General features: G+C 38.9%; 27 protein-coding genes. 9 read left to right on the top strand and 18 right to left on the bottom strand.

The window, feature by feature from the left end:
• Nucleotides 1-60 precede the first annotated feature (60 nt).
• The 4 genes from SYJ56_RS07575 to SYJ56_RS07590 are packed head-to-tail and all read right to left on the bottom strand — an operon-like array spanning nucleotide 61 to nucleotide 2,500.
• The gene (locus SYJ56_RS07575) at nucleotides 61-516 is read right to left on the bottom strand and encodes a hypothetical protein (protein ID WP_323833098.1); all 456 of its coding nucleotides are present in this window, start codon (nucleotides 514-516) and stop codon (nucleotides 61-63) included.
• A 5-nt stretch (nucleotides 517-521) separates the two neighbouring features.
• Nucleotides 522-1,157, bottom strand: a complete 636-nt coding sequence (locus tag SYJ56_RS07580) for a Crp/Fnr family transcriptional regulator (protein WP_323833100.1) — start codon at nucleotides 1,155-1,157, stop codon at nucleotides 522-524.
• Nucleotides 1,154-2,044, bottom strand: a complete 891-nt coding sequence (locus SYJ56_RS07585; RefSeq protein WP_323833102.1) for a hypothetical protein — start codon at nucleotides 2,042-2,044, stop codon at nucleotides 1,154-1,156. Before SYJ56_RS07585 ends, SYJ56_RS07580 begins: the two co-directional genes overlap by 4 nt.
• A gap of 6 nt (nucleotides 2,045-2,050) precedes the next feature.
• Nucleotides 2,051-2,500 carry a DM13 domain-containing protein gene (locus tag SYJ56_RS07590; protein WP_323833104.1) on the bottom strand — a complete coding sequence of 150 codons (450 nt, stop codon included), beginning with the start codon at nucleotides 2,498-2,500 and terminating at the stop codon, nucleotides 2,051-2,053.
• A gap of 115 nt (nucleotides 2,501-2,615) precedes the next feature.
• Between SYJ56_RS07590 and SYJ56_RS07595 the strand changes: the two genes are divergently transcribed.
• From SYJ56_RS07595 to SYJ56_RS07605, 3 genes are all read left to right on the top strand, one after another.
• Nucleotides 2,616-2,909, top strand: coding sequence for a hypothetical protein (locus SYJ56_RS07595; RefSeq protein ID WP_416377789.1), 294 nt, complete (start codon nucleotides 2,616-2,618; stop codon nucleotides 2,907-2,909).
• A 45-nt stretch (nucleotides 2,910-2,954) separates the two neighbouring features.
• A complete protein-coding gene (locus tag SYJ56_RS07600; RefSeq protein ID WP_323833106.1) occupies nucleotides 2,955-3,404 on the top strand; it encodes a DUF4174 domain-containing protein in 450 nt (149 codons plus the stop codon).
• 62 nt (nucleotides 3,405-3,466) lie between these two features.
• A complete protein-coding gene (locus tag SYJ56_RS07605) occupies nucleotides 3,467-3,694 on the top strand; it encodes a hypothetical protein (protein ID WP_323833108.1) in 228 nt (75 codons plus the stop codon).
• Between the two features lie 120 nt (nucleotides 3,695-3,814).
• Here SYJ56_RS07605 and SYJ56_RS07610 read toward each other — a convergent pair whose 3' ends face one another.
• Complete coding sequence (locus SYJ56_RS07610; protein WP_323833110.1) at nucleotides 3,815-4,273, bottom strand: GlcG/HbpS family heme-binding protein; 459 nt, start codon at nucleotides 4,271-4,273, stop codon at nucleotides 3,815-3,817.
• 119 nt (nucleotides 4,274-4,392) lie between these two features.
• Between SYJ56_RS07610 and SYJ56_RS07615 the strand changes: the two genes are divergently transcribed.
• The 4 genes from SYJ56_RS07615 (at nucleotide 4,393) to SYJ56_RS07630 (ending at nucleotide 7,068) form a co-directional block, all read left to right on the top strand.
• A complete protein-coding gene (locus SYJ56_RS07615) occupies nucleotides 4,393-5,493 on the top strand; it encodes a Gfo/Idh/MocA family protein (protein ID WP_323833112.1) in 1,101 nt (366 codons plus the stop codon).
• Between the two features lie 246 nt (nucleotides 5,494-5,739).
• Nucleotides 5,740-5,919, top strand: a complete 180-nt coding sequence (locus SYJ56_RS07620) for a histone H1 (RefSeq protein ID WP_086498438.1) — start codon at nucleotides 5,740-5,742, stop codon at nucleotides 5,917-5,919.
• Between the two features lie 167 nt (nucleotides 5,920-6,086).
• The gene (locus SYJ56_RS07625) at nucleotides 6,087-6,614 is read left to right on the top strand and encodes an IS630 family transposase (RefSeq protein WP_323833114.1); all 528 of its coding nucleotides are present in this window, start codon (nucleotides 6,087-6,089) and stop codon (nucleotides 6,612-6,614) included.
• 7 nt (nucleotides 6,615-6,621) lie between these two features.
• Complete coding sequence (locus tag SYJ56_RS07630) at nucleotides 6,622-7,068, top strand: IS630 family transposase (RefSeq protein ID WP_323833116.1); 447 nt, start codon at nucleotides 6,622-6,624, stop codon at nucleotides 7,066-7,068.
• A gap of 138 nt (nucleotides 7,069-7,206) precedes the next feature.
• On the opposite strand, the gene SYJ56_RS07635 is transcribed toward SYJ56_RS07630, so the two are convergent.
• The 7 genes from SYJ56_RS07635 to tamL all read right to left on the bottom strand — a co-directional run bounded on the left by SYJ56_RS07635 (nucleotide 7,207) and on the right by tamL (nucleotide 17,167).
• Nucleotides 7,207-8,403 (bottom strand): BamA/TamA family outer membrane protein, encoded by a 1,197-nt coding sequence (locus SYJ56_RS07635; protein ID WP_323833118.1) that lies wholly within the window; start codon nucleotides 8,401-8,403, stop codon nucleotides 7,207-7,209.
• 103 nt (nucleotides 8,404-8,506) lie between these two features.
• A complete protein-coding gene (locus SYJ56_RS07640; protein WP_323833120.1) occupies nucleotides 8,507-9,172 on the bottom strand; it encodes a porin family protein in 666 nt (221 codons plus the stop codon).
• A gap of 42 nt (nucleotides 9,173-9,214) precedes the next feature.
• A complete protein-coding gene (locus SYJ56_RS07645; protein WP_323833122.1) occupies nucleotides 9,215-11,563 on the bottom strand; it encodes an OmpA family protein in 2,349 nt (782 codons plus the stop codon).
• 4 nt (nucleotides 11,564-11,567) lie between these two features.
• Nucleotides 11,568-12,734 carry a hypothetical protein gene (locus SYJ56_RS07650; protein WP_323833124.1) on the bottom strand — a complete coding sequence of 389 codons (1,167 nt, stop codon included), beginning with the start codon at nucleotides 12,732-12,734 and terminating at the stop codon, nucleotides 11,568-11,570.
• 457 nt (nucleotides 12,735-13,191) lie between these two features.
• The gene (locus SYJ56_RS07655) at nucleotides 13,192-13,767 is read right to left on the bottom strand and encodes a phosphatase PAP2 family protein (RefSeq protein ID WP_323833126.1); all 576 of its coding nucleotides are present in this window, start codon (nucleotides 13,765-13,767) and stop codon (nucleotides 13,192-13,194) included.
• Nucleotides 13,764-14,675: an oxygen-dependent coproporphyrinogen oxidase gene (gene hemF / locus SYJ56_RS07660; protein ID WP_323833128.1), complete on the bottom strand. Its 912-nt coding sequence runs from the start codon at nucleotides 14,673-14,675 to the stop codon at nucleotides 13,764-13,766. The genes SYJ56_RS07655 and hemF overlap by 4 nt, the downstream gene beginning before the upstream one ends.
• Before the next feature lie 17 nt (nucleotides 14,676-14,692).
• On the bottom strand, nucleotides 14,693-17,167 hold the full coding sequence (gene tamL / locus SYJ56_RS07665; protein WP_465038390.1) for a translocation and assembly module lipoprotein TamL: 2,475 nt from the start codon (nucleotides 17,165-17,167) through the stop codon (nucleotides 14,693-14,695).
• A gap of 64 nt (nucleotides 17,168-17,231) precedes the next feature.
• On the opposite strand from tamL, the gene SYJ56_RS07670 reads away from it, so the two are divergent.
• Both SYJ56_RS07670 and SYJ56_RS07675 read left to right on the top strand, forming a co-directional pair.
• Nucleotides 17,232-17,978, top strand: coding sequence for a TrmH family RNA methyltransferase (locus SYJ56_RS07670; RefSeq protein ID WP_323833164.1), 747 nt, complete (start codon nucleotides 17,232-17,234; stop codon nucleotides 17,976-17,978).
• Nucleotides 17,978-18,964, top strand: coding sequence for a bile acid:sodium symporter family protein (locus tag SYJ56_RS07675; protein WP_323833132.1), 987 nt, complete (start codon nucleotides 17,978-17,980; stop codon nucleotides 18,962-18,964). Before SYJ56_RS07670 ends, SYJ56_RS07675 begins: the two co-directional genes overlap by 1 nt.
• Before the next feature lie 75 nt (nucleotides 18,965-19,039).
• Here the strand turns inward: SYJ56_RS07675 and SYJ56_RS07680 are convergent, their stop codons facing one another.
• The 6 genes from SYJ56_RS07680 to SYJ56_RS07705 form a co-directional block, all read right to left on the bottom strand.
• Nucleotides 19,040-19,300, bottom strand: coding sequence for an acyl-CoA-binding protein (locus tag SYJ56_RS07680; RefSeq protein ID WP_323833134.1), 261 nt, complete (start codon nucleotides 19,298-19,300; stop codon nucleotides 19,040-19,042).
• Between the two features lie 136 nt (nucleotides 19,301-19,436).
• Nucleotides 19,437-20,723, bottom strand: coding sequence for a citrate synthase (locus tag SYJ56_RS07685; RefSeq protein ID WP_323833136.1), 1,287 nt, complete (start codon nucleotides 20,721-20,723; stop codon nucleotides 19,437-19,439).
• Between the two features lie 239 nt (nucleotides 20,724-20,962).
• Nucleotides 20,963-21,385, bottom strand: a complete 423-nt coding sequence (locus SYJ56_RS07690) for a BrxA/BrxB family bacilliredoxin (protein ID WP_323833138.1) — start codon at nucleotides 21,383-21,385, stop codon at nucleotides 20,963-20,965.
• A gap of 26 nt (nucleotides 21,386-21,411) precedes the next feature.
• Complete coding sequence (locus SYJ56_RS07695; protein WP_416377791.1) at nucleotides 21,412-21,756, bottom strand: DUF59 domain-containing protein; 345 nt, start codon at nucleotides 21,754-21,756, stop codon at nucleotides 21,412-21,414.
• A gap of 4 nt (nucleotides 21,757-21,760) precedes the next feature.
• Nucleotides 21,761-22,192, bottom strand: coding sequence for a SufE family protein (locus tag SYJ56_RS07700; RefSeq protein ID WP_323833142.1), 432 nt, complete (start codon nucleotides 22,190-22,192; stop codon nucleotides 21,761-21,763).
• Nucleotides 22,189-23,412: a cysteine desulfurase gene (locus SYJ56_RS07705; RefSeq protein ID WP_323833144.1), complete on the bottom strand. Its 1,224-nt coding sequence runs from the start codon at nucleotides 23,410-23,412 to the stop codon at nucleotides 22,189-22,191. The genes SYJ56_RS07700 and SYJ56_RS07705 overlap by 4 nt, the downstream gene beginning before the upstream one ends.
• Nucleotides 23,413-23,415 lie beyond the last annotated feature (3 nt).

The raw sequence follows: 23,415 nt of genomic DNA on the forward strand, positions 1-23,415 counted from the left end.
ACAAAATAAGGCCAGGAATCAATTGCTGGCCTTATTTTATTTATTGACTCAATACTCATTTTACTCAAACTCAGCGAAGCCAAATGGAATTGCTGCTGCGCCACACCAAAGAATACCATGGGAAAACTTGGCATCAGGAAAGCTTGGTAATTTGAAGAAATGCTCACCGCCCTCATCTACAACAGCAACTAACTGGAAGCTCGAAGACTCAGTTAAAGTTAAATTGCTTGAATTGGAAAGGTAAACAGTCACAGTTCCAGTGTGAAAACTTGAATTAAAATCATTGCTCAGTTGTACGTAAAAATCACCCTTGACATCTGAGCCCAAAGCTATCATCCCTTTTGTGTTAGAGCCACTTTGAGAGGTGAATGTTCCTTTTTTGATTACATCTAAATTACCGGAAATAGTTAGGGTACCTTCATCGGGAGTAGATGGAATAGGGTCATCGGATTTATTGCATGAGCCGAGTGAGATGATAACTAGGATGGGGAGTATATAGCGAAGTGGGTTCTTCATTATTCTTAGGGTTTGAAATTTTCAAGATTTCGAAATAGGATTCTATTTCTACTGTAATTGATTATTCCCAGTCTCTTAAGGGTAGAGAATGTTTTGGTTACTGTCTGTCTGCTGGAGTCAGAAAGCAAAGCGAAATCCTCATGGGTAAGGTTGATTTTGAGGAGTGTTTCGTCACCGTATTTCTGGCCTTTTTTTAAAGCAAGTTCTTTTAGCACAGATTTTATTCGCTGCTCTGCATCCAGAGAAATCAATCGCTCATGTCGCTGGGAAGCTTCCAAAGCCCGATCAATCAGTTTCTGAGTCAGTTGAGATTTGACTTCCGGTAATAAATTTGTGACGCTATCTAATTTTTGGATCAAAGTACCATCTTCAAGCGCAATCGCATAGCTTGGGTTTTTCCTTAAGGATGTAGAATCAAATTGGCCTTCACCAATTATTTCACCTTCAGTAGCAATTTTTAAGATTGTTTGAACACCATTTGGAAGCATTTTTTGAAGTTTTAGACTTCCCTTTTTTACCAAATAGAACCCTTCTGAGATCTGATCCTGCTTATAAACTGCTTGACCTTTTGTGTAGCTTTTAACTAGTGGGAAATTGACCTGAATTGTTTCTCTATATGGTTGATTTATGCTAGTATTCATTGGTTCTGTGGTTTGTGTTCATAGTAAATCCCTAAGCCAAGGACACCGGAAGAGTAGATGTTCTTGCGTGCGTATATCCAGTCATTGTAATTCCTGTAGTTCAAACTGACATGGATATTTTTGTAAACTGGTACACTAGCACCGAAGCTGTAGCCCGTGAATTCCGAACCATCGCCTCGCACAAAGTCTGTGGCAACTTCAATATCATCCACCGATTTTAGTATGTTTAGTCGGGCATTAACCCAGACAAAATTGGAAACATGATAACCTATCTCGGCTCCTAGGGCGAATTGATCTGAGAAAGACACTCCTTTATATTGGGTTCTGAAATTATAAGAACCAAAAATATTTCCATAGAAAGGAATATCCGGAAGTGCAAAAGAGGTCGCTAATGTGGTCCAAATGTTGAATTCTCCATCACCTGAGGGCAAATTGATTTGTTCAAAATCATTGACTTTGCTTTTCGCAAAGTGATTGGACCTACCAATAGGAAGTTCAGGGGCAACAGCAATACTCAAAGGAAAATACTTCTTGAGCAGGGAATGCTTGAACTCTAAACGTAAGTCTCCAAGTCCTCTTACCGTTTCGGTGGTTTCGAAACCGTTCCAGGTTTGAAGTGGCCAATTGGCGATAATGGTAAATTTATCCGTAACACCATACTCACCGTAGAAAACCAACGATTGCTGAGAAAATTGATTGGTTTCTAGCAGGTCTCCATTAAGGGAATAATAGTTGTCTGACTTCATAGAATGAAAACTGAGTTGGTAAAAACTTTCGGTTTTCTCCTTAGTCCAGCCACTTTGCGCAGCTACATCAATAGCAAATAAGCACATTAAGCCAAGGCAAAGGATGCTGGGTTTAAAGGATAATGAGTTTTTGGATCTCATCTTCACTTATTGGAGTGGAGCATTTCCAAAAGGAATACCTACAGATCCGCACCATAATAGGACGTGTGTGTAATTTGCAGTGCTGATACCGGCTGGAATGGCAAAGAAATTTTCGCCAGCCATTCTCACAGGCCCTACTAGCAATAGATTGGGATTGCCATTTCCAGGATCAGGCATGAAGGTGTCTGAAGTAGAGAGGTAAACAGTAACGGTGCCTGTGGCTAAGGCTGTATTGAAATCGGTGCTAAATTGTAAGAATTCCTTGCCTTGTGAGTCGAGACCTAGTGCTGCGGTACCCATAGATCCAGCGGCATTCTGATCTACAAAACTTCCGCTTCGGGCCACATTCAATGTGCCAGTAGGTCGAGTAGGGTCGATGGTGATCGGGTCATTGTCTTCAGAACAAGAGACTAGGCCTAAAAAGGCGATGTAGAATAAAATGAATACTTTTTTCATGACTTTGAGGTTTTGGTTTATCCAAAATTGCTCGTAGGATATCACAAAAAAGTCACGGAAGAGTAAAGGATTTATACAGGAGCTTATTTTCTTTGGGGAGAAAAAAGGATTACAAATGGCTATAGATGATAAAACAATTTCTGATTTTCTGAAATCAGAAGATAAGATCAACCATTACAACCCTATGCTGAAGGCACTTTGGTATGATGGGAATGGTGACTGGGAGAAAGCACATGATCAAGTGGATAGTCTGGATGGCAAACCCGCAGCGAGGATCCATGCATATTTACATAGAAAGGAGGGTGATCAATGGAATGCCGATTACTGGTATAAAAGAGCTGGAACACCTCGACCGAATTCTTCTTTAGAAGAGGAATGGGAAGATTTGCTCAGTCAGTATTTGAAATAAGTGAAGGAAATTATAACCAAATGAAATACTTATGGTTGTAATTGTATGAAGTCATATTTCTTGCTATTATATCTCTTTTTTATGGTTCCTCAGAATGGTAAGACTATCGAAGACTACCGCTGGATAAACCGAATAGTCATCATGAATTTTGAAAATCTTACCCTAGATTCTCTTTTGGTTGGTATGGAAAAGAGTAGTGAAGAAAGAAAGCTACTTTTTGTAGAGTTTAAGAATGGTAAATTCATTAAATCCTCAGGTGAGGATGAGATTGATTCTGGTGGATTTATCAAAGTGCTATCTCGAACTACTCCCAATCCTGAATGGGTACTAATAGGTCTAGACGGAGGAGTGAAAGCTTCCGGGGCATATCATGACTTTTCATTGAAAAAAATCTTTGAGCTCATTGACCACATGCCTATGCGGCAATCAAAAAACAAAAAAGTAAGTAGCAAAGGCGTTAATTTTAGTTTATTGTATGAAAAATACCCTGTATAGGGTATGTTTTCATTGCGTACTGGTAGGTACTTTTGGGGAGTTAAAAACTCATCGACTTATTTATGAAATTCTTTTATCTTTCTTCCAATCCAAACGACAATGGCCTGCATGAGGTGCACGATCGCGAATGTGAGCATATTCCAAATCCCTATGACCGTGATTACCTAGGACCCTTTAACACAGGAAAAGAAGCATTGAGAAAAGCTTTGACAATAAAGAAAAAGGTAGAATTATGTGAGTACTGTTGTAAATCAAAGGGGCATCCTATTATTTCAAATCTGAATAATTGATATCCGTTTATCCATTTGAAAATATATAACGTCTCTCGTCAATTAATAAAAGTATAGTCGCTATCGATTCTATTACTTTTTTAAAGATCGAAAATGCTTTTTATTTTTTTGAGACTATTATCAATAAGCTTCCAAAGCAGCTGCGGCAACAATTCCATCCTGCGCTGAGCTGGCTCCAGAAATTCCAATTGCACCCACGATAACTCCATCTTTGAAAATAGGAAGGCCACCTTCAATTGCTACAGCATTGGGTAAGGTGGCTATTCTAGCTCCGCCTTCACCTTTCATCATATCTTCAAATGCTTTAGTGGGGCGTTTGAAATAAACTGAAGTTTTTGCTTTGCCTAAGGCAACATCAATGCTTCCTATCTGCACTCCATCCATTTTGCGAAGTGAGATCATATGCCCTCCAGCATCTAGCACCACAATCACCATATTCCAGCCTTCTACTTTGGATTTAGCTTCTGCAGCATCGGAGATCCTTGTTGCATCTTCTAGACTTAGATAAGGTTGTGTATTGTCTTGTGCTTGTGTGAGAAACGGTACAAGTAGAAAGATGAGGATCACTAACTTTTTCATGATGCTTTGAGTTTAGAGTGGATTTAAAACAATGTTTGAATTTAGTAATTTTTTGGTGGTATAAATGAAAGCATTATATTGTTAAGTATATTAGTTATCAAACCCTTAACCTATAACCTATGAATTTTATCTCAAGACGAACAACTTTGAAATCTCTTGCACTTGGAGCAGGAGTGAGTTTGGTGTCACCCTTTAGTGTTTTATCTTCATCCACATCTCGCAAAGACAAGCTCGGAGTAGCCTTAGTTGGATTGGGTTATTACAGCACTGATTTATTAGCTCCAGCTTTGGAAATGACAGAGAAGTGCTACCTCGCAGGTATAGTAACAGGAACACCTTCCAAAGAGGCAATTTGGAAGACGAAATATAAGATTCCCGAAAAGAATATTTACAATTACGAAACGTTCGACTCAATAGCTGAGAATCCAGATATAGATGTGATTTATATCGTTTTGCCCCCTTCCATGCATATGGAATATGTCATTCGAGCTGCAAAAGCTGGAAAGCATGTTTGGTGTGAGAAACCTATGGCAATGACAGTAGAGGAGTGTAAGGCTATGATAGATGCGTGTAAGGAAGCAAATGTGGCACTATCAATTGGCTACCGTTGCCAGCATGAACCTAATACTCAGGCTTTTCAAAAAATTGTAAAAGAACAGACTTTAGGAAAAGTGTTGGGCTTAGATTGTGCTGCTGGATATAGAGAAAATCGTACAGATCACTGGAAGCAAAAACGAGAAATGGGAGGTGGAGTGATCTACGATATGGGAGTGTATTCAATTCAAGGAGCTAGACTGGGATCCGGAATGGAGCCTATAGCTGTAAACTCTGCGAAAATATGGACTGAGCGTCCTGATATTTACAAGGATGGTTTAGGGGAAATTGTAGAAGCTGAACTGGAATTTCCAGGTGGTGTCATTGGTACAATTAAAACCTCCTTTGCTGCCAACATGAATTTTCTAAATATCAACTGTGAACAGGGAATGATAGAGATGGCACCGTTTTCGGCTTATGCAGGAAACAAAGGTAAAAGTCCATTAGGTGAAATTAATTTCCCTTTTCAGCAGCCCATGGAGCAAGTATGGCAGATGGATAATGATTCACAAACTATAATGGATGGAAAACCACAATTAGTTCCGGGCGAGGAAGGGCTTCGGGATATTCGAGTAGTTCAGGCCATACTTGAATCTGCTGAGAATGGAAAAAAAGTAATGATTTAAGTCGATTTAAATCTTTTTTGGGCAATCAAAATGCCAATATGGGGAGTTTGGAGGCATTTTTAACAGAATATTAAACTCAATTTTTAGCATGAAATGTTGCTAAAAATTGAATAAAATGATCGTTTTGATGAAAACATCATTTTTCTGCACTAAAAATTAAAAATAAACGTCAAAAGACTTCTAACGGCACTATAAATGATGTTTATTGTACTCAAGTATAATTTATAACCAACCAATAAAACGATTATGAGCAGACACCAAGAAGTTAAAGATTTGGTAGATTCTTTAGAAGCAGACTTTGCAAAATTCTACGAAAACGGTAACAAAGCAGCTGGTACTAGAGTAAGAACAGGTATGCAAGCTATCAAAAATCTTGCACAGGAAATCAGAGCTGAAGTTACAGCAAAGAAAAATGAGACTAAATAGTTTACTTTAGTCATTTACTATAAAAGCCCCGAAAGATTAGTCTTTCGGGGCTTTTTACGTTAACAGTATTTGCTAATTATTTTGAGATAACTCCCCTGTCTTTGATTATATAAAGTCTATTTTTATATTACACAAATAGTCGTTATCTTCCTTGAAAAAAGACACTTATGGGGAGACCAGTGCTAAAAGTTAAGGGGTATTCTCCCGATGAGATAAAAGCCCTGATCAAAAAAGATGAACGGTACACGATTGGCCTAAGGCTGTACGCGGTCTACCAGGTGGCCCAGGGACAGCCCAGCAGAAAACTGGAGGAGCTGTACCAAACCAGCTTCAAGCAGATTACCAACTGGGTGCACCGCTTTGAGAAAGAAGGGATAGACGGATTGAAGGATAAGCCGGGAAGAGGCAGAAAACCCTCTCTTTCCCCTGAACAGATGGAGGTGTTGGCAAATCTGCTGTTGAATGAGTCTCCCGTTGGCCACGGGTACAATACCGAAACCTGGACCGGCCCCATCCTGATTGACTGGGTCGGTAAAAGGTTTGGGGTTGACTTCAAAAAGGCCCAGATTTATAATATAGTCAAGCGGCTTGGATTCAGCTACCAAAAAGCAAAGGGCTTTTATCCTGAAGCGGACCCAAAAGCCCAGGAGGAATTCAAGGACAGTTTAAAAAAAACTTCTGGAAAGTCCACCTGACACGGTTTTGCTGTATGAGGATGAGTTCTCCCTGTCAAATACTGCCACCGTGGGCTATAAGTGGGGCAAGGTTGGCAGCCAGCCGAAGATCATGTCCAAACAAAGAAGGCGGGAACGGAAGACCGCGATGGGCAGCTATAACTTCGGGACCGGCCAGATAACAGTCTCCTTTCATCAAAAAGGCAACTACAAAAGCTTTAAAAAGCATCTGAAAAAGGTGCTGCATACCTATCGGAAGCATTCGAAGATCATCGTGGTGGTTGACAATGTAAGGTACCACCATGCAAAACTCCTGAAGAAATGGCTGCTGACAAAACCTGCTTTAGAACTGGTTTATCTGCCCCCATATTCTCCGGAACTCAACCCCATCGAGAGAGCCTGGTGGTATATGAGAAAGAAAATCACCCACAACAGATATATTCATGCCCTGGATGAAAGGATCGTGGCATTCTGAAAAATGTTCTCCCATTTTCAAAAGCCAAACCAGGAAATGAAACAGATTTGTGAAATAAATCATTAGACTTTATTTAAAAAGAATTGAAAAAATAATTTCAGTAAACTCCTTTTTTAGGTATTATTGCCAATTCCTGACTTAGAATGACTCGTTTATATTTAGATAAAATCCTGAATTACCTTTTTGACCAAAACCATAATCAGCCGAGATTGTGGTTCGATTTTCTTTGTTAATCATCACACGAAATCCTAAACCATACCCAGGATTGATTTTTGTAAAGATGTTTTCTTGAGTTAATTTACTGCCAAAACTTGCTGCGTTCACGAAAACAGTCCCGCCAAAAGTTTCTTTGTTTTTCTGCAAAGGAAAACGATATTCTGCTTCTGAATACACCATGCTTTCCCCTCTAAATCGACCTTGAGAATATCCTCTACCTGAGCGCCCAAACATGTCATAGCCAATAGAAGGTAAAGCCATGTATGGTAGATCTCCTGATACAAGGAAATTGGCATAACTCCATAGTGCCAATAAATGACGTTTTCGTTTTTCACTTAAAGGGAAATAATGACGGTAGTCGAGTAGGAGAGTGGAAGAAGATTGGTTTGAACCTAAAAATTCCGGATTGATTTTAAAAGATACCAAAGCAAAGTTGGTCTCATAAGGGGACACTGCCAAATCACGATTTTCCATGACTGCATTCAAAGTAATCCCTGAAAGAGTATTTTTATCTAAATTAAACCCCTTGGTTTGATGGTAGAAATCATTGGAGAAAGTAAGCTCTTGAGTGATTTCATCCTCCATGAAATTTTCGATTTTAGAATAAATATCAAGATGGTAACCTACACCCAAGTAAAATTTAGAGGTAGAGATTCGCTTTAGAACCGTCTCATAGAATCGTACCCAATTGTAATCCATTTGTTGTTCACCCCACCATACACCTGGTTGAATTGGGTTTTCTATGGGCGAATTTGGACTAGAGCTTCCTAATCCGAAAGTTGGCTGAGATGTAATGAAAAAACGCCAATCTCCTACTAAAATCCAACTATCATCTGCTAGAAAAATATTGCTTCTGGAGCTAATTAGCCATTGTTTTTTGGTGGTATAAAGAAGGTTACCCACCAAATTGGATAGATGAGTGTTTTTAGGATCGCCCATTCTCCATGTGGCTGATGGTGCGATGCCGAATAGCCAGCCATTTGCAGGATTTGAAGCAATTGCCGGTAAGGGAACCAATTTAAAATCTCGTATCTGGTTTGGTTTATAGACCAATGAATCTTGTGCAAGAATAGGCAAGTTGATCCAAAATAGCAGAAGAAAAATCGATGCACGAGTCATTAGAAGGATATGTCTAGGTGAAAAACTGAATTTTTTTAAGCGTAAATAACGAAAAATTCTCTTGTGTTTCTCGATGCTTTTCGCTTGATGCTAATTGATAAAATTACTTGGCTGCTTGTGGAAGTCTAAAAACCAAGCCTCCATCAAAGCCAAATTGATACATGGTGGAATAGCTGGAAAGTCCTGTCCCTATACCTCCGGTACCAAAGTAAAGTCCCCCTCCAACAGCCTGTGTGGCAGAGAATAAAGAGGCTTGAATTCTAAGCGCAACATTGTCTGCTACCCAGAAGTTTGATCCGCCTCGGATATTCCAAGCGAACTTAGTTCCTGAATCCTCCCTTCCAGTATCTGGATTTGAAATATTAAAAATACCCATACCCAATCCAACACCTCCAAATGGTTCCAGAATTTCATTCACAACGAAGTGTTTAGTACCATTAAGCATCAGCCAATTGATAGCCATATCGAAATTGATATTTTGCATTTGGCCACCCATAATTCCTGCATCCTGAAAGACAGTAGGGGCATTTGTATCTTGACGTAAGTATTGTATTTCAATTGCTCCTCGATCAGGAATGTGATATTCGATACCTGCTCCCCATCTTAGACCATCTTGAATCTGACCATTGAAAAAAGAACTACTAGAATAATAAGAGTCTACTTTATCCTTGAAAACATAGCCTGCATAGGTATTTATCCTAAATTCTTGGCCGAATGACACAGCGGTAACTGCAAAAATTATGAAGAGTGTTAAAAGTGACTTTTTCATCATGTTGGGACTTTTACATTTTGTAGTTTTTTTGGTTAATACCTATTTTTTCAATAAACGTATTTCCACTTTTCTGTCAGTTTCTACAGAGCCTTTTGATCTTCCTCTAATGATTAAACCACCACTGCTGACCGATATTTGAGCGGGAGATATGTTATAGTAATCGGTTAAAGTTTTGGAAACTTCCTCAACGCGTTTTTCAGTAAGTGCAAGGTTATAAGTCACTGATCCTGTGTTGTCTGCGAATCCTACCAATTGTACATAAAATTCTGGATTTTTCTTTAAATAGTTAGAAACCGGGGATAATTTATTTCGCTCTTGATCAGATAAGCTGGATTCATTGATATCAAAGTACACTTCTACTTTACTTTCATTCAAGAAGGTCTGAACATTCTTTTCTATAACTTCTACTTCAGTAACAGTAACTGTTACTGTGTCTATTACACGAGGAACATTGGATAAACTATCAATAATGAGGGAGTCGAGTGCAATTCGCGCGCGTAAAGTAGAATCATTAGTGGCGGCATCCACTTCCTTCTTCTTATCCCCACTTGACGAAATTGCAGCTGTAGTGGCTACAGCCCCACCCACTAGAAGAGCATCTTTAAGAAGTTCATTGTTTTTCTTTTTATAATTTTCCTGCTTTTTCCGGTTTTTCTCCAGTCTTTTGGCCGTTTTATCATCCATTCCCTGGGGGTAGTATGGAAGCTCTTGGGGATAATACTCCATTTGTTGAGGAGCTGTGTAGAGAGGAGTTTTATTTGCAAACGCTATCATCATAGCTGAGTCACGAGTAGCCTGAGCTGAAAGCAAATCTTGCCGGAATTTTGTCATTTCCTCTTCAAATTCATCTAGCGTCATCGTCTCGGGACTAGCTGCATAACGAGTAGTAGCTTCTTTGCTTTGCCTAATGGAGTCCAGCGAAAGTACCGAAGGGTAACTAGAATAAAGTATTCTGCTCACTTGACCGGGGTAAACCATTAATTCTTGAATCATGGATGCAGAATCAACAGCATAGGAAGTAGGAGTAGATCGTCTTTTTAAGCTGGTCAATGAGTCTAATTTCACTTGATTTTCTGTTGAAAATGTAATTATCTCATTTATTCTTTCTTGAGTGAGAGACTTTTCCTGATCAAGATTCTGAATTCGTAGTTGCTTAATTTCTTCGGATACGCTAGAATCTTGCTGCGCTATACTGATGGTTTCATCTATTGTGGCAAGCTTCCGTTGAGCACTGGAAATCTCTCGGGTAAAATCAACCTGTCTTTCCTCCAAGGAATCAATCATGAAATTAACTTCACTAAGCGAAGTGGAATTCAAAGTATCTTGGTTGACAAATGTGCGACCCTGATTCGAAAGTTGAACTACCGTAAAGTAATTATTGGTTACAGTTACATTACTAGCTTCGCTAGTTTCCACCGAATCTTTTTTAGCTATTTGAGCATTAAATTCGGCGGTAGGCACATAAGTGTAGCGTTGGGTAATCACCGGAGGATTGAAGGATGTCTTATTTGCACCAAAACTGAATTTGATACCTATTCCATGATAGATGTACCAGTCTGGTCTCCCATTTTTAAAACCTCTATATGGGTTTTCTGCACTTACATTATTCGTCCCGGGCTTTGCGGCATAGGCTTGAAAATCATTGTCATACGAAGTTCTATAAACTCCTGACACATCATCAAGATAATCAGTATTGGTTCTTTTGAAATCTGATTGGGCAAATAGTTCTATTGTTTTGGTTATCCGAAACCGTACTCCCAGTCCGAGATTGGCATAAAAGGAAGTGGTTTCGTAATTTTTGGTACGTTCTGTGCCCAACTTACTGAGATTAGTCTCAAAATTGCCATCAGGGATTACAGTTGGATTGCTGTAGTCATATAGATTTCTTGTAGCATCAAGAAGATCTCCATGTACATTGAAACTCTGTACACCCGCCCCAATGGTCAGATAGGGAGCAAAGAATGACTTTCCAGACAATAGCCAGTTGTTATCTGGTTTGATCACGAACGAAAGCCCTGCATCATAGACATCTGTTTGGAAATTCAGTGCTCGGTCAAATGATGGACTTTCAGTCAATAGCGTCCCATCATTTTTTACAAATCGATCTCCGGATCCAAATTGGTAACTTCCTCCTGTTAGCATCAATCCTACTGAATTTCCCAAGGCATACTCTATCGAAACCTGGTAAGATAACTGCTCAGAATAAGTGCTATATCTTTTATAATATTTGGTGAAATCTTTGAAGTTATCCAATGGCATGGGGCGTATATCTCCAAAATAGTTGGTAGTTCCAGCACTGGCTCCAAATCTCCATTTGTAACCATGCAGCTGAGCCTGAACGGAAAGGACAAAGACAAAAGATAAAATCAATAAAATTAGCTTCTTCATGACCTTATCTTTTTTTGCTTCCAATCCCCAACCAAATATTGAATTCAGCACTAACCCCAACAAAAGGCTGAAAGCTCTCTTTTCGAGTGCCTCCTAGTTGCTCAGTCGTAATGAAGGTACCCCCGGCATTTAGCCTAATAAACCGGAAGAAGTTATATCCCAAACCTACATATATGGGCCTATCCAATACTGGTCCCGATATCTTCTCATCTAGCTGATTTTTCATGTCGCCTGAAAGGAAAAATCCAGTGGAAATCGACATGTTGTTCATAAATCTCGTAAATGTGCGATTGCCTAGAGGAAAAGAAAACCCCGCATAAGGACTCATAACAAATTCTTGATCCGGAATGCCTTTGCTAAGCGAAATTGCCCCATATCCCACATTGATTGGGAGGGAATTGTCAGTTTTTTCGGTTGCGTACTTTTGAAAGACAGTTTCATCTACCCGAACCAACATATTTGGACTTAAGTATTGATCTACCTCAGAGAACAGTATATTTTCTAATTCAGTAAGGTATTCGTTTGCATAAACAGCCCGAACATTGTCCTCCTTATTCCTTCCGATAATATTGAACTTTGCTTTACCCATTTTTAACTTTCCTCTTTGCTCCAGTTTGGCTCTAGTGATATCACTAAATCCAGGGAATTTATCACCATTTGGAAGCTCAAAATAGTAAGCTCCCTGATCCACTATCCGAGTTAAATTATTCAACAATAGTTGATCTGATTCCGAAAAACTTATGCCTCCTCTTTTGATTGTGGTGACAGTACCTAGATAGGTCTTTATATTTTGATGGATTAGCATTCTGACTTCTTCTATCTGATCTGCTCCTGCTCTTTGATAGTAGCCAAATTCCAAATGATAATCAGTACTTGAGCGAAGGGGATCTGCCACAAAAACTTGATAGGAGAGATCTTTATACCCAAAAGGGGATTTCCAGAAGTAAGTATATCCCGATTTGCTAGTTTTTTTAGTTGGATAGATGAGCAATTTTACCATTTCAATTTTTTCTGGAATCGCACCATGGATATAGAATTCTTCTTCTGCAGGAAGTGGTTTGCCTCCATTTAGCCTACTTGAAATTAGATCTAGATTAACTGTAGTGACCTGAGCCTGAGCCACAAATGACAAAAACCCAAGGATTACTATGCCTAGTAGATTTTTCCTCATAACCTATTTAATGATTTGTGAAATTGATTAAAAAACCAACCAAGAGAACAGGATTGGCTTAGTTTGGATCAGCGATGATCAATAAGTATTTCAAACAATCTGCCAATGGTGGAATCTGTAGCTTTCTGTTTGAACATATGAATACTATAACAATAAACTAAATCTAATGTTTATTGCTTATGGTATTTTACCAACTTACGCTGAGATTTCAGGAATGGATTTCCCCTTTCTCCTTTTCCCTGGCCGGAGAATTTTTGTATGGAGAATTTACTGTAGGTGGATTCCTTTTACGAAATCAAATAGAGATTTTGAAGACCCTTTCAATAGATGTCAAATACATCCATTGTTAATCGGGATTGCAGAGTGTGTCCTTATTAAGCTTGAGCCTTATGAAATGCTAATATAGACAACTATGCAAAGTGATTAAACGCATACTAATTGTGATTTTAGAGATCATTTACTTAAGCAATATTTTAAGAATTTTTTTTCTAAGATAAATTATTAAAAACCAGCTAATCAATGCCGCTACTGCACCTACTAAAGCTCCAGCTAGTATATCTAGAGGGTAATGAACCCCTAGATATATTCTGGTATAGGAAATAACGGCTGCCCATAAAAAGAGCCATGGAAGAAAGCGGAGTTTTCCTTTCATTTTTAAGTTCAAGAAAACCGCCAATCCAAAAGTATTTGCCGCATGGGAAGAAGCAAATCCAAACAATCCACCGCATCTTCGATAATTGTGGATAATATCATCCCACCGCTCGTCATGACAAGGTCTGAGACGTTCGAAATAGGGTTTCATCAGGCCTGAAGTCACTTGGTCGGAGATAAGAATGGTCAATGCAACCCCGCCAAATACCCACCAACTATTTTTTGGCTCAGCTTTGTATATAAAGTAGATCAGTATCGCGTAAAAAGGTAACCAAGTATAGGTCTGCGAAAGTTGAAATGTAACCATATCCATCCAGTCACTATGGAAGGAGTTTAGCCAGAGAAATAATTCCTCATCCCAAGTCTTGATTTGTTCGATCATTTTTCAAAAGTTAACCAGTCTATCCCTTTTTTAAGATGCTTTTGGGTAAACTCTTCCTTAGATCCGATTTCGGCTTCATGCATGTATTTCCATTCGGCCATCGGAGGCATGCTCATCAGAATACTTTCTGTACGTCCATTTGTGTCCAGTCCGAATTTTGTTCCAGCGTCCCATACTAGGTTGAATTCTACATATCTTCCTCTACGGAGGCTTTGCCATGCTTTTTCGTTTTCACCAAATGAGATTTGGGAGTTTTTCTCCATAAAATATCCGTAAATATCTGGAAATAAACGCCCTAAAGATAAGCTGAATTGAAGTTTCTCTTCGAAATCCTGATCGTCTTTGCCTTGCAGTCTGTCATAGAAAATACCTCCAATGCCACGGGTTTCATCTCTATGTTTGATGTAGAAGTAATTATCAGCCCAATTCTTAAATTTTGGATAATAGTCTGAATTGTATTGATCACAAACCTTCTTTATTTCCTGATGAAAGTAGGTTGCATCGGCTACATCTACATAATGTGGAGTCAAATCTATGCCTCCTCCAAACCAATGCACTCCATTATCCATCTCAAAATATCGGATGTTCATGTGAATGATTGGTACCATAGGGCTTTTGGGATGCAAGACTATAGACACACCAGTTGCAAAAAAGTCAGCTTTATCCAGTTTTAGTTTGTTGAGGATTTTATCAGGTGTAGGGCCATGTACGGCAGAAAATGCGACTCCACCCTTTTCTATGATTTTTCCATTTCTAAAAATGCGTGTTCTGCCACCACCTCCTGCAGGTCTGTCCCACTTATCTTCTATAAATTGACCATTTCCATCAGCCAATTCTAGCTCATTGCAGATATGACCCTGAATTTGTCTATAGATTTCAGCTATTTCTTCTTTACTCTTTCGTGACATTGTTGGATTTTATTGCTTTAGAATGGGTATCCTATCCCAAAGTTAAGAACTGTTTGGCCTTTTAGACCAAAAAGTTGGTTGAATGATATATTGTCTAGCACCCATCGTTCACCTTCTGGCATGGAGGGATCCACTGCTTTGGTCGCCAAATCAAGTCGGACTACTAAGAAGTTAAAATCCATTCGTAAGCCTAATCCAGTTCCTATAGCTATTTCTTTATAAAACCGATCAAATCTGAAATCAGCTCCTGGCCGAGAATTGTCTACTCCGATTACCCACGAATTTCCGGCATCTACAAAAACTGCCATGTCGAAATAACCGATTAGATTTCTGCGGTATTCCAGCATGGTTTCTATGATCATCTCTGCAGGTTGCTCGAAGGCATAATCATAGCGTCCTCTATCTCCAATAGGTGGAGTATGACTGCCAGGGCCGAGTCTTCTTGCCTGCCAAGCTCTGATACTTGTTCCTCCACCCGCGAAGAAATATTTCTCATATGGAAGAATTCCATTACTCACACCGTAGGGATCAGCAATTCCGAAGTTGGCTCTATATGCTAAGGTTGATTCTTGGTTGAGAGGATAATATCTCCTGAAATCTGCCTGAAATTTGAGCCATTGGAATCTAGCGAAATCAGTAGTTTCACTGTTGCTCGGTGCATTCACAAAATTTAAAGTAGTTCCACCACTTTCCACAAACAGCTTTAGTAGAGAGGCTTTGTTCGATGAATTGTAATTGCCGTAATTATTGAAATTAATAATGGATTGTGCTGAGAAGCTACTAATTAGTGAAGGTAGAAATGACCAAATCAAATTATTCCCTTGGTTTTCCAAATCCAGCAGAACTTTGGTAAAATCATCTGAAATATTAGGTGTTCGTATGTAATTAACATCTACAGCATTTACAGTGAATTGCTGTCTATTACCTCGAGTGGCCCAAGAATATGAAAGGAGTGCATTTAATCCAGATCTGGTATATTCTGGGCGGTTTGTATAGTTGTAGCCGAGCTGAGTTCGGGTGTTAGGATTATACCTTCCGAATTTTTGTAAACTATTTCCATAAAATGGAATAAGGAATCGGGGAAATATAATCGAAGCTGAAGTGCCGAATTCTTTACTTTGATAGACACCTTGGTCTGTCGCCGATGCAACGCCTTCATATCCAATTCTTGTATTAAATTCCAATATTTCCCCCGCCCTGAAAAAATTTCTATTTCTCAACACAACGCTGAAAAATGGTCCGGGCAATTGCTCCGTTATGCTTAATCCAAGCTGGTTGGTAAGCTGATATTTCTGATTAGGCTGCGTTAAAATCTTAGCGGTAAGACTGGTTCCTACCGTGTCAAATGAAATATTGATATATCTAAAAAGATCAAGATTACTTAGCTGTTTTTGAGTTTCAACTATGTCTATTCTTTTATATTCTTGGCCTTCATCAAACAATATTCTTGAGCTAAGTAATTTGGCAGAAAAGCGATCTTTATAAAAGGTAAAATCAATGTCGCGGTAGTTTGCTTGCTTTTTTTGATCTATAAATGCATCGCTTGGAGGATTGATTTTGAACGTGATAGAGTCTATTCTAAACACTTCATGTTTTTCTGAAAAGGAAGGTTTAAGTATTCGTTGTTCTACATTGATTTTCATAGAAGCAGTGTCGTAGTATAGATTATAATCTATAAAACTTTTCGTGAACATGTAGTATCCATTGTTTTTGAAAAGTTCTTCCAGTCGTTCTCTTTCCTTAGTGAAATTGCTCTGATCATAGGTTTTACCTTGTTTGATAAAGGATTCCTCTTTGGTAATATTAATCAATGATAATATCCCTTCATTAGCAGAGTTTGTATAGATTGAATCCAATAAGTAAGGAGCTTTCTCCTCAATTATGTAGGTTACGTTGGCCTTCTTTTTCTTAGTTTCTACAGCAAAAGTCACTTCTGCANAGATTGAATCCAATAAGTAAGGAGCTTTCTCCTCAATTATGTAGGTTACGTTGGCCTTCTTTTTCTTAGTTTCTACAGCAAAAGTCACTTCTGCATCCAAGAATCCTTTGTTATATAGATAATTGTCTATTTCAGTGACAGTTTTTTCAGTTTGGGTACTATCAACAATTGTGACTGAATTTCCGGTACGCATCAGGAAATTCCCATATTCTTCCAATTTTTCTAAGTCTTGTATTTTGGTCTGTATTTTCCCCCGCTTTTTTAGAAGTTTGCGGCCATCCGGTATTTCATTAAGGTTAGCATTGACCTCTAGAAGCTCTGATTTTTTTGCCTTTAGTTTGTCGCTTACTTTTGCACTATCGTAGAAGAACTGACCTAATCGGTAAATGCTGACTCCTAATGAGGAGTTAGTGAGTGGGATCTTGGTATTCGGTTCCTGAAAAAATAAATTCTCAATTTCATTTTGATTGGCCTTTTCCACTCCCTCAAGTATATTACGCTCAAGTACATACTCGCCTTCAGATAGGTTTTTGCTCAAGGAGCATGCATACATGGACCAGAGGGCACAGATTAAAAGTATATATTTGGTGAATTTCAAAATGGCAGAGTCGATCCGAATGCTTAGCAAAAATACAGTTAAGTTTATTAAATCCTTACATCAAAAGAAATTCCGAAATCAGGAGCAAAAGTTCTTTGTGGAAGGTGAAAAGAGTGTTTTAGAAGTACTGACCTCTGATTTCAGGGTTGAATTACTTGTTGCTACAGAATCTTTTTCCGAAAAGAATAGAACCCTAATAAATGACTCCAATGCTCAGGTGATTCTGGCTACTCAAAACCAATTGGAAAACCTTGGTCAATACCAAAGCAATGATAGTGCCTTAGCCGTGATACACATGAAATCAAACAGCCCTTTTGATTTTCCTGATGGTAATTTCGTGATAGCGCTTGATGATGTTAGAGATCCGGGTAACCTTGGTACTATTATTAGAATTGCCGATTGGTATGGTATTAAAAATCTAGTCTTTTCTACTCAAACTGCGGATTTTTATAATCCAAAAGTAATTCAGTCCAGTATGGGGTCATTTACCCGTATCAATTTTTTCTATGCCGATCTTAAGGATGTTTTCCAGCAATGGGATGTCCCAGTTTATGGGGCATTTTTAGATGGGGAAAGTGTCCATGAAATTAAGAAAATCTCTAGCGGGGTAATCCTTATGGGTAATGAGTCAAATGGTATTTCTTGCGATCTGGAAAAAGTAGTGACAAATAAGGTGACTATTCCAGGTTTTGGTCAGGCGGAGTCACTGAACGTAGCCATAGCAACCGCTATTCTCTGTGATAATTTTAAGCGGTTGACATTCTAATGATTCAAAAATTAGCCAAAACGCTCAATAAAGTTGGGATTAACGGGTTTTTGCTGGGCTTGTTTACTGCCATCTTTCTGGCATGGCTTTTTCCATTTGCAGGTTCCAGTGAGTCTCCTGTGCCTTGGAAGCCAATTATCAATGTAGGGATAGGATTAGTGTTCTTTCTGTATGGAGTAAAGCTCGATCCGATTCAGCTGAAGTTAGGCTTGAAAAACTGGAAATTGCATGTGCTTATTCAGCTCACCACTTTTGTGTTCTTTCCATTGATAGTGTTGGCAATTATGCCCTTTTTGAGTTGGATAGGTAAGGATTTTCAACTCGGCATTACCTACTTATCAGTACTTCCATCCACTGTAAGTGCATCAGTAGTTATGGTCTCTATTTCACAAGGAAATATTCCAGGTGCCATATTTAATGCCAGTATATCTAGTCTGCTTGGCGTCCTAATTACTCCAGCTTGGATGGGGGTTTTGGCAGATTCATCAAATATTGAAATGGATTTCTTGCCTACTTTGGGAGAACTTTCCTTGAAGGTACTCCTTCCAGTAATTCTCGGTATTATAGCTCATAAATGGCTTTTTCCTAAAATTGAAAAGCATCTCTCAACGCTAAAATATATAGATCAAACCGTAATTATGATCATTGTATTTACATCTTTTGCCCAGTCTTTTTCTCAACATGTATTTTCGCCATACAAGTCGAGTGTCTTGCTTGAAATGGGGGCTACGATGCTTGGACTGTTTTTTCTAGTGTGGATAGTTATAGAGGTTTTGTGCCGCATGCTTGGATTCAGTTGGGAGGATCGTGTAACTGCGCTTTTTTGCGGCTCCAAAAAATCACTTGTGCAAGGCGTGGTAATAGGGAAAGTTATTTTTCCAGACCCTGCTACACTTGGTTTGGTTCTGCTTCCACTGATGTTGTATCACATTCAGCAACTCATCGCAGGAAGTATTATTGCTTCTAGATTTTCAAAAAGGATTTAAATTTACTCAAACTACTAAGTAAAAATTGAGAGCTCCAATAGCGAAAAAGAGCTTGAAATATTAGGCTCTTTTTCGTTAAACATGTGTCTTTGAGAGCTGATATACTAACTGAATGTACTGATCAGCTGCTTCTTCTTTGGATTTACCTTTCATGTTCATCCAGGCATTATATTTTGCGGCAGCTTTGAAGTCAAATCCTCCAGGACGTTCAGTTTCATTATCGCCCTCAGTGGCTTGCTTATATAACCCGTAAAGTTTGAGCAAATCTTCATTACTGGGTTTTTCCGTAAATTTTTTAGTTTGTGCTACGGCATCTTCAAAAGTATTATGTGACATTTTTATTGGTATTTGGTTAGGGCTGTATGACCAAATTTAATACCAGATTAGGCTTTTCCTTCCTGATTACCGTAAAGTAAAATAACCAGCTGATTTCAGCTGGTTATTTATACAAAATGGGGAATCTGTTCTACAATTATCTTTTATTCATCGAAACGTAGTCGCGCTCATTTTCTCCAGTATATACTTGTCTTGGACGGCCGATAGGTTCACCGTTTTCACGCATTTCTTTCCACTGAGCGATCCAACCCGGAAGTCTTCCTAATGCAAACATCACGGTGAACATATCTGTAGGGATACCAAGTGCTCTGTAGATGATTCCAGAATAGAAATCTACATTTGGATACAATTGACGATCAATGAAGTATTGATCATTAAGTGCTGCATGCTCCAATTCTTTAGCGATATCCAATACTGGATCATTTACACCTAATTTCTCTAGCACATCATCCGCTGCTTTTTTGATTATTTTCGCTCTAGGATCAAAGTTCTTGTAAACTCTGTGTCCGAAGCCCATTAATCTGAAAGGATCATTTTTGTCCTTGGCTTTATCCAAGTATTTCTTTGCATCCCCGCCATCAGCTTTGATCGCCTCTAGCATTTCAATTACAGATTGGTTAGCTCCACCATGAAGTGGTCCCCATAGTGCATTGATACCTGCTGAAATAGACGCGTATATACTTGCTTGAGAAGATCCTACGATTCTTACCGTAGATGTAGAGCAATTCTGCTCGTGATCTGCATGAAGAATCAATAATTTATCTAAAGCAGAAGCAACTATAGGATCTACTTCATACTTTTCTGCCGGAAGGGCAAACATCATTTTCAGGAAGTTTGAGCAATAATCCAACGAGTTATCAGGATAGTTTACCGGATGCCCCATTTCGTTTTTGTATGCCCAAGTAGCGAAAGTTGGCATTTTAGCAATCAGACGAATGATGCTTAGATTTACTTCTTCCTTGTTTCTATTTGGATTCAAAGAATCTGGATAGAATGCAGTCAATGCGCATATCATAGAAGAAAGTACACCCATTGGGTGTGCATTAGAAGGAAAACCTTCTAGAATCTTCTTTATATCCTCATGAACCAATGTATGGAGAGTAATTTCTCTGGAGAAATTTTCATACTCCGTCTGAGTAGGAAGTTCACCATAGATCAACAGATATGAAACCTCTAGAAAGGTAGACTTTTCAGCCAAATCTTCGATTCTATATCCTCGATAACGAAGAATTCCTTCTTCTCCATCTAAAAATGTAATTGCACTTGTAGTAGCTCCTGTATTTTTGTATCCCGGGTCAAGGGTGATTAGTCCCGAGGATGCTCTAAGTTTTGCGATATCTATCGCTGATTCATTTTCTGTGCCGGTGATCACCGGGAATTCATAATCTTGTCCTTTGAAAGAAAGCTTAGCTGATTCAGACATATAAGTATTATTTGATTGCGTATGTTAAAAAACCTCTTATTTGGGCCTTAAGATAATAAAATCAGGTTGTTTATTGGCTTTACATTGTGTCTAATGGAATAATTATCATGAGAAAAGTGAATTTTTTCAAAATATACTATTCAATACTCCATGCTCTTTGTTCATTAAATAAAGCACATCCTTATATAAATACCTGATTGATTGTTTTTTGCAATAAAAAAAGCCCCTAAGGGCTAGTTTTATGCGCAGAAATGTTCAAATACTTCAACCAAGTGGTCGCCAATCATTTTTGCATTTCTCCCTTCGATGTGGTGACGTTCGATGAAATGAACCAATTCACCGTCTTTAAATAGTGCCATTGCAGGGGATGAAGGAGGATAAGGAAGGCAAAGCTCTCTTATTTTATCCACGGCTTCTCTATCATTACCTGCAAATACTGTAGCAAGGGTAGTTGGTTTAACTTTCGCATTTTCTACTGCGTAAGTTACTCCAGGTCTGGCAGCTCCTGCCGCACAGCCGCAAACTGAATTTACTACAACAAGGGTAGTGCCTTTATGGTCAGGACCAAGATGTGTTGCAACTTGCTCAGCCGTTCTGAACTCTTCAAATCCTACGCTGGAAAGTTCCGCTCTCATTGGAGCGATCAATTCTTCTGGATACATATTGTTACTAGTTTTAAAGTTCTTAATTAGAGAAATCCCAATTCAAGTTTTGCCGCTTCTGACATCATGTCCTGAGAATAAGGAGGATCAAATGTCAATTCAATTTCTACATTATTGATTCCTTGAATCTGCTGGATTTTATCCTTGATCTCTGAAGGGATAAACTCAGCTGACGGGCAATTTGGAGAAGTCAACGTCATCAAAACATACACGTTGTTTACAGGGTAAACCGTGATTTCATAGATCAAACCAAGATCATATACATCTACGGGAATCTCAGGATCATATACCAGCTTAATGGCTTGAATTACTTTTTCCTTCAAGTTTTCTACTTGACCTATTGACGATTCTGTTTTACTTTCTGTTGACATACTATCAGACATTTTGTTTGCTTTGGATGGCCAATGCGTATAATTTGATTTGCTTGATCATAGAAGCAAATCCATTTGAACGTTGGCTACCGATGATAGAGCCCATTCCGATTCTCTCCACGAAATCAAGTTTCGCATTTATAATCTCTTCTGGGCTTCGATAGTTCAATACTCTCAGCAAAAGTGAGATTAATCCTTTAGTGATATCCGTGTTGGAATCAGCTTGAAAATGAACATTGCTGTCTTTTTCCTCAGCGATTAGCCATACTTTGGATTGACAACCTTTGATGGTATTCTCCTCAATTCTTTCACTATCAGGAAAATCTTCTAAGCTTCCGCCCAATTCCATGATGTAATAAATTGTGGATTCTTTGTCATCCCCGAGGATTTCAAATTCCGAAACTATCTCATCCTGAACTTCCTGAATACTGCTCATTTATTTTTAATTCTGGCAATTCGGGTTACGCTTTCTGCCAATTTATCTATTTCTGATTTCGTGTTATAAACCGAGAATGAAGCCCTTACAGTTCCTTCAAGTCCGAATCTTTTCATTAAAGGCTGTGTGCAATGATGGCCTGTTCTGACCGCGATGCCATTGGCGTCAAGCATCATTCCTACATCGTATGGGTGCATCGCATTTATATTGAATGAAACAACACTGACTTTTTCCTTGGCCGTGCCAACTGGTATAAATCCCTTGATCTGCAATAGCTGCTTATTGGCGTAAGCAAGCAATTCATCCTCATGAGCTTTAATTGCATCTTTTCCTATTTCGCTGATAAAATCAATTGCAGCTTTGAAAGCAATTACATCAGCGATATTGGGTGTTCCTGCCTCGAATTTGAAAGGGATGTCGTTATATGTTGTCTTTTCGAACGTGACTTCTTTGATCATTTCTCCACCTCCCTGATAAGGAGGCATAGATTCAAAAACTTCTCTCTTTCCATATAACACCCCAAGACCTGTTGGCCCGTAAAGCTTATGTGCTGAGAAAGCGAAGAAATCACAATCCAAATCCTGCACATCAATCTTCAAATGACTTGAACTTTGAGCGCCGTCCAAAAGCACTTTAGCCCCCACTGTATGGGCGGCAGCAATTATTTGTCTGACTGGATTGATTGTTCCCAGTGCATTGGAAGCATGAACGATGCTGACCAACTTGGTCTTTGGAGATAGCAGTTTTTCAAACTCTTCGAAAAGGATCTCTCCAGCCTCATTGATCGGAATTACTTTTAGGATAGCACCTTTTTCCTCACAGAGCATTTGCCAAGGCACAATATTGGAATGATGCTCCAATGTAGATATAATGATTTCGTCTCCCTTTTCTATAAATTTTCTCCCGAAAGTAGAAGCGACCAGATTGATTCCTTCTGTAGTTCCCTTTGTGAAAATCACTTCCGCAGCTTCGCGAGCATGGATAAAATCCTGAATAGCTTCCCGGGTTTCTTCGAAATAGCGAGTGGCACGATCTGCCAATGCATGTGCACCTCGGTGAATGTTGGAATTATCGGTCGAGTAGTAATTCGTCAAGGCATCCAGGACGGACTGAGGCTTTTGAGTCGTAGCAGCATTATCAAAATACACCAAAGGCTTACCATGCACTTCCTGGTGAAGCACTGGAAACAAGCCTCTGATTTTTGTGATGTCTAGTCCCATTTC

Origin of the sequence: Algoriphagus aurantiacus (genome assembly GCF_035156405.1) — a bacterium.
In the GTDB taxonomy this organism is placed as follows: domain Bacteria; phylum Bacteroidota; class Bacteroidia; order Cytophagales; family Cyclobacteriaceae; genus Algoriphagus; species Algoriphagus aurantiacus.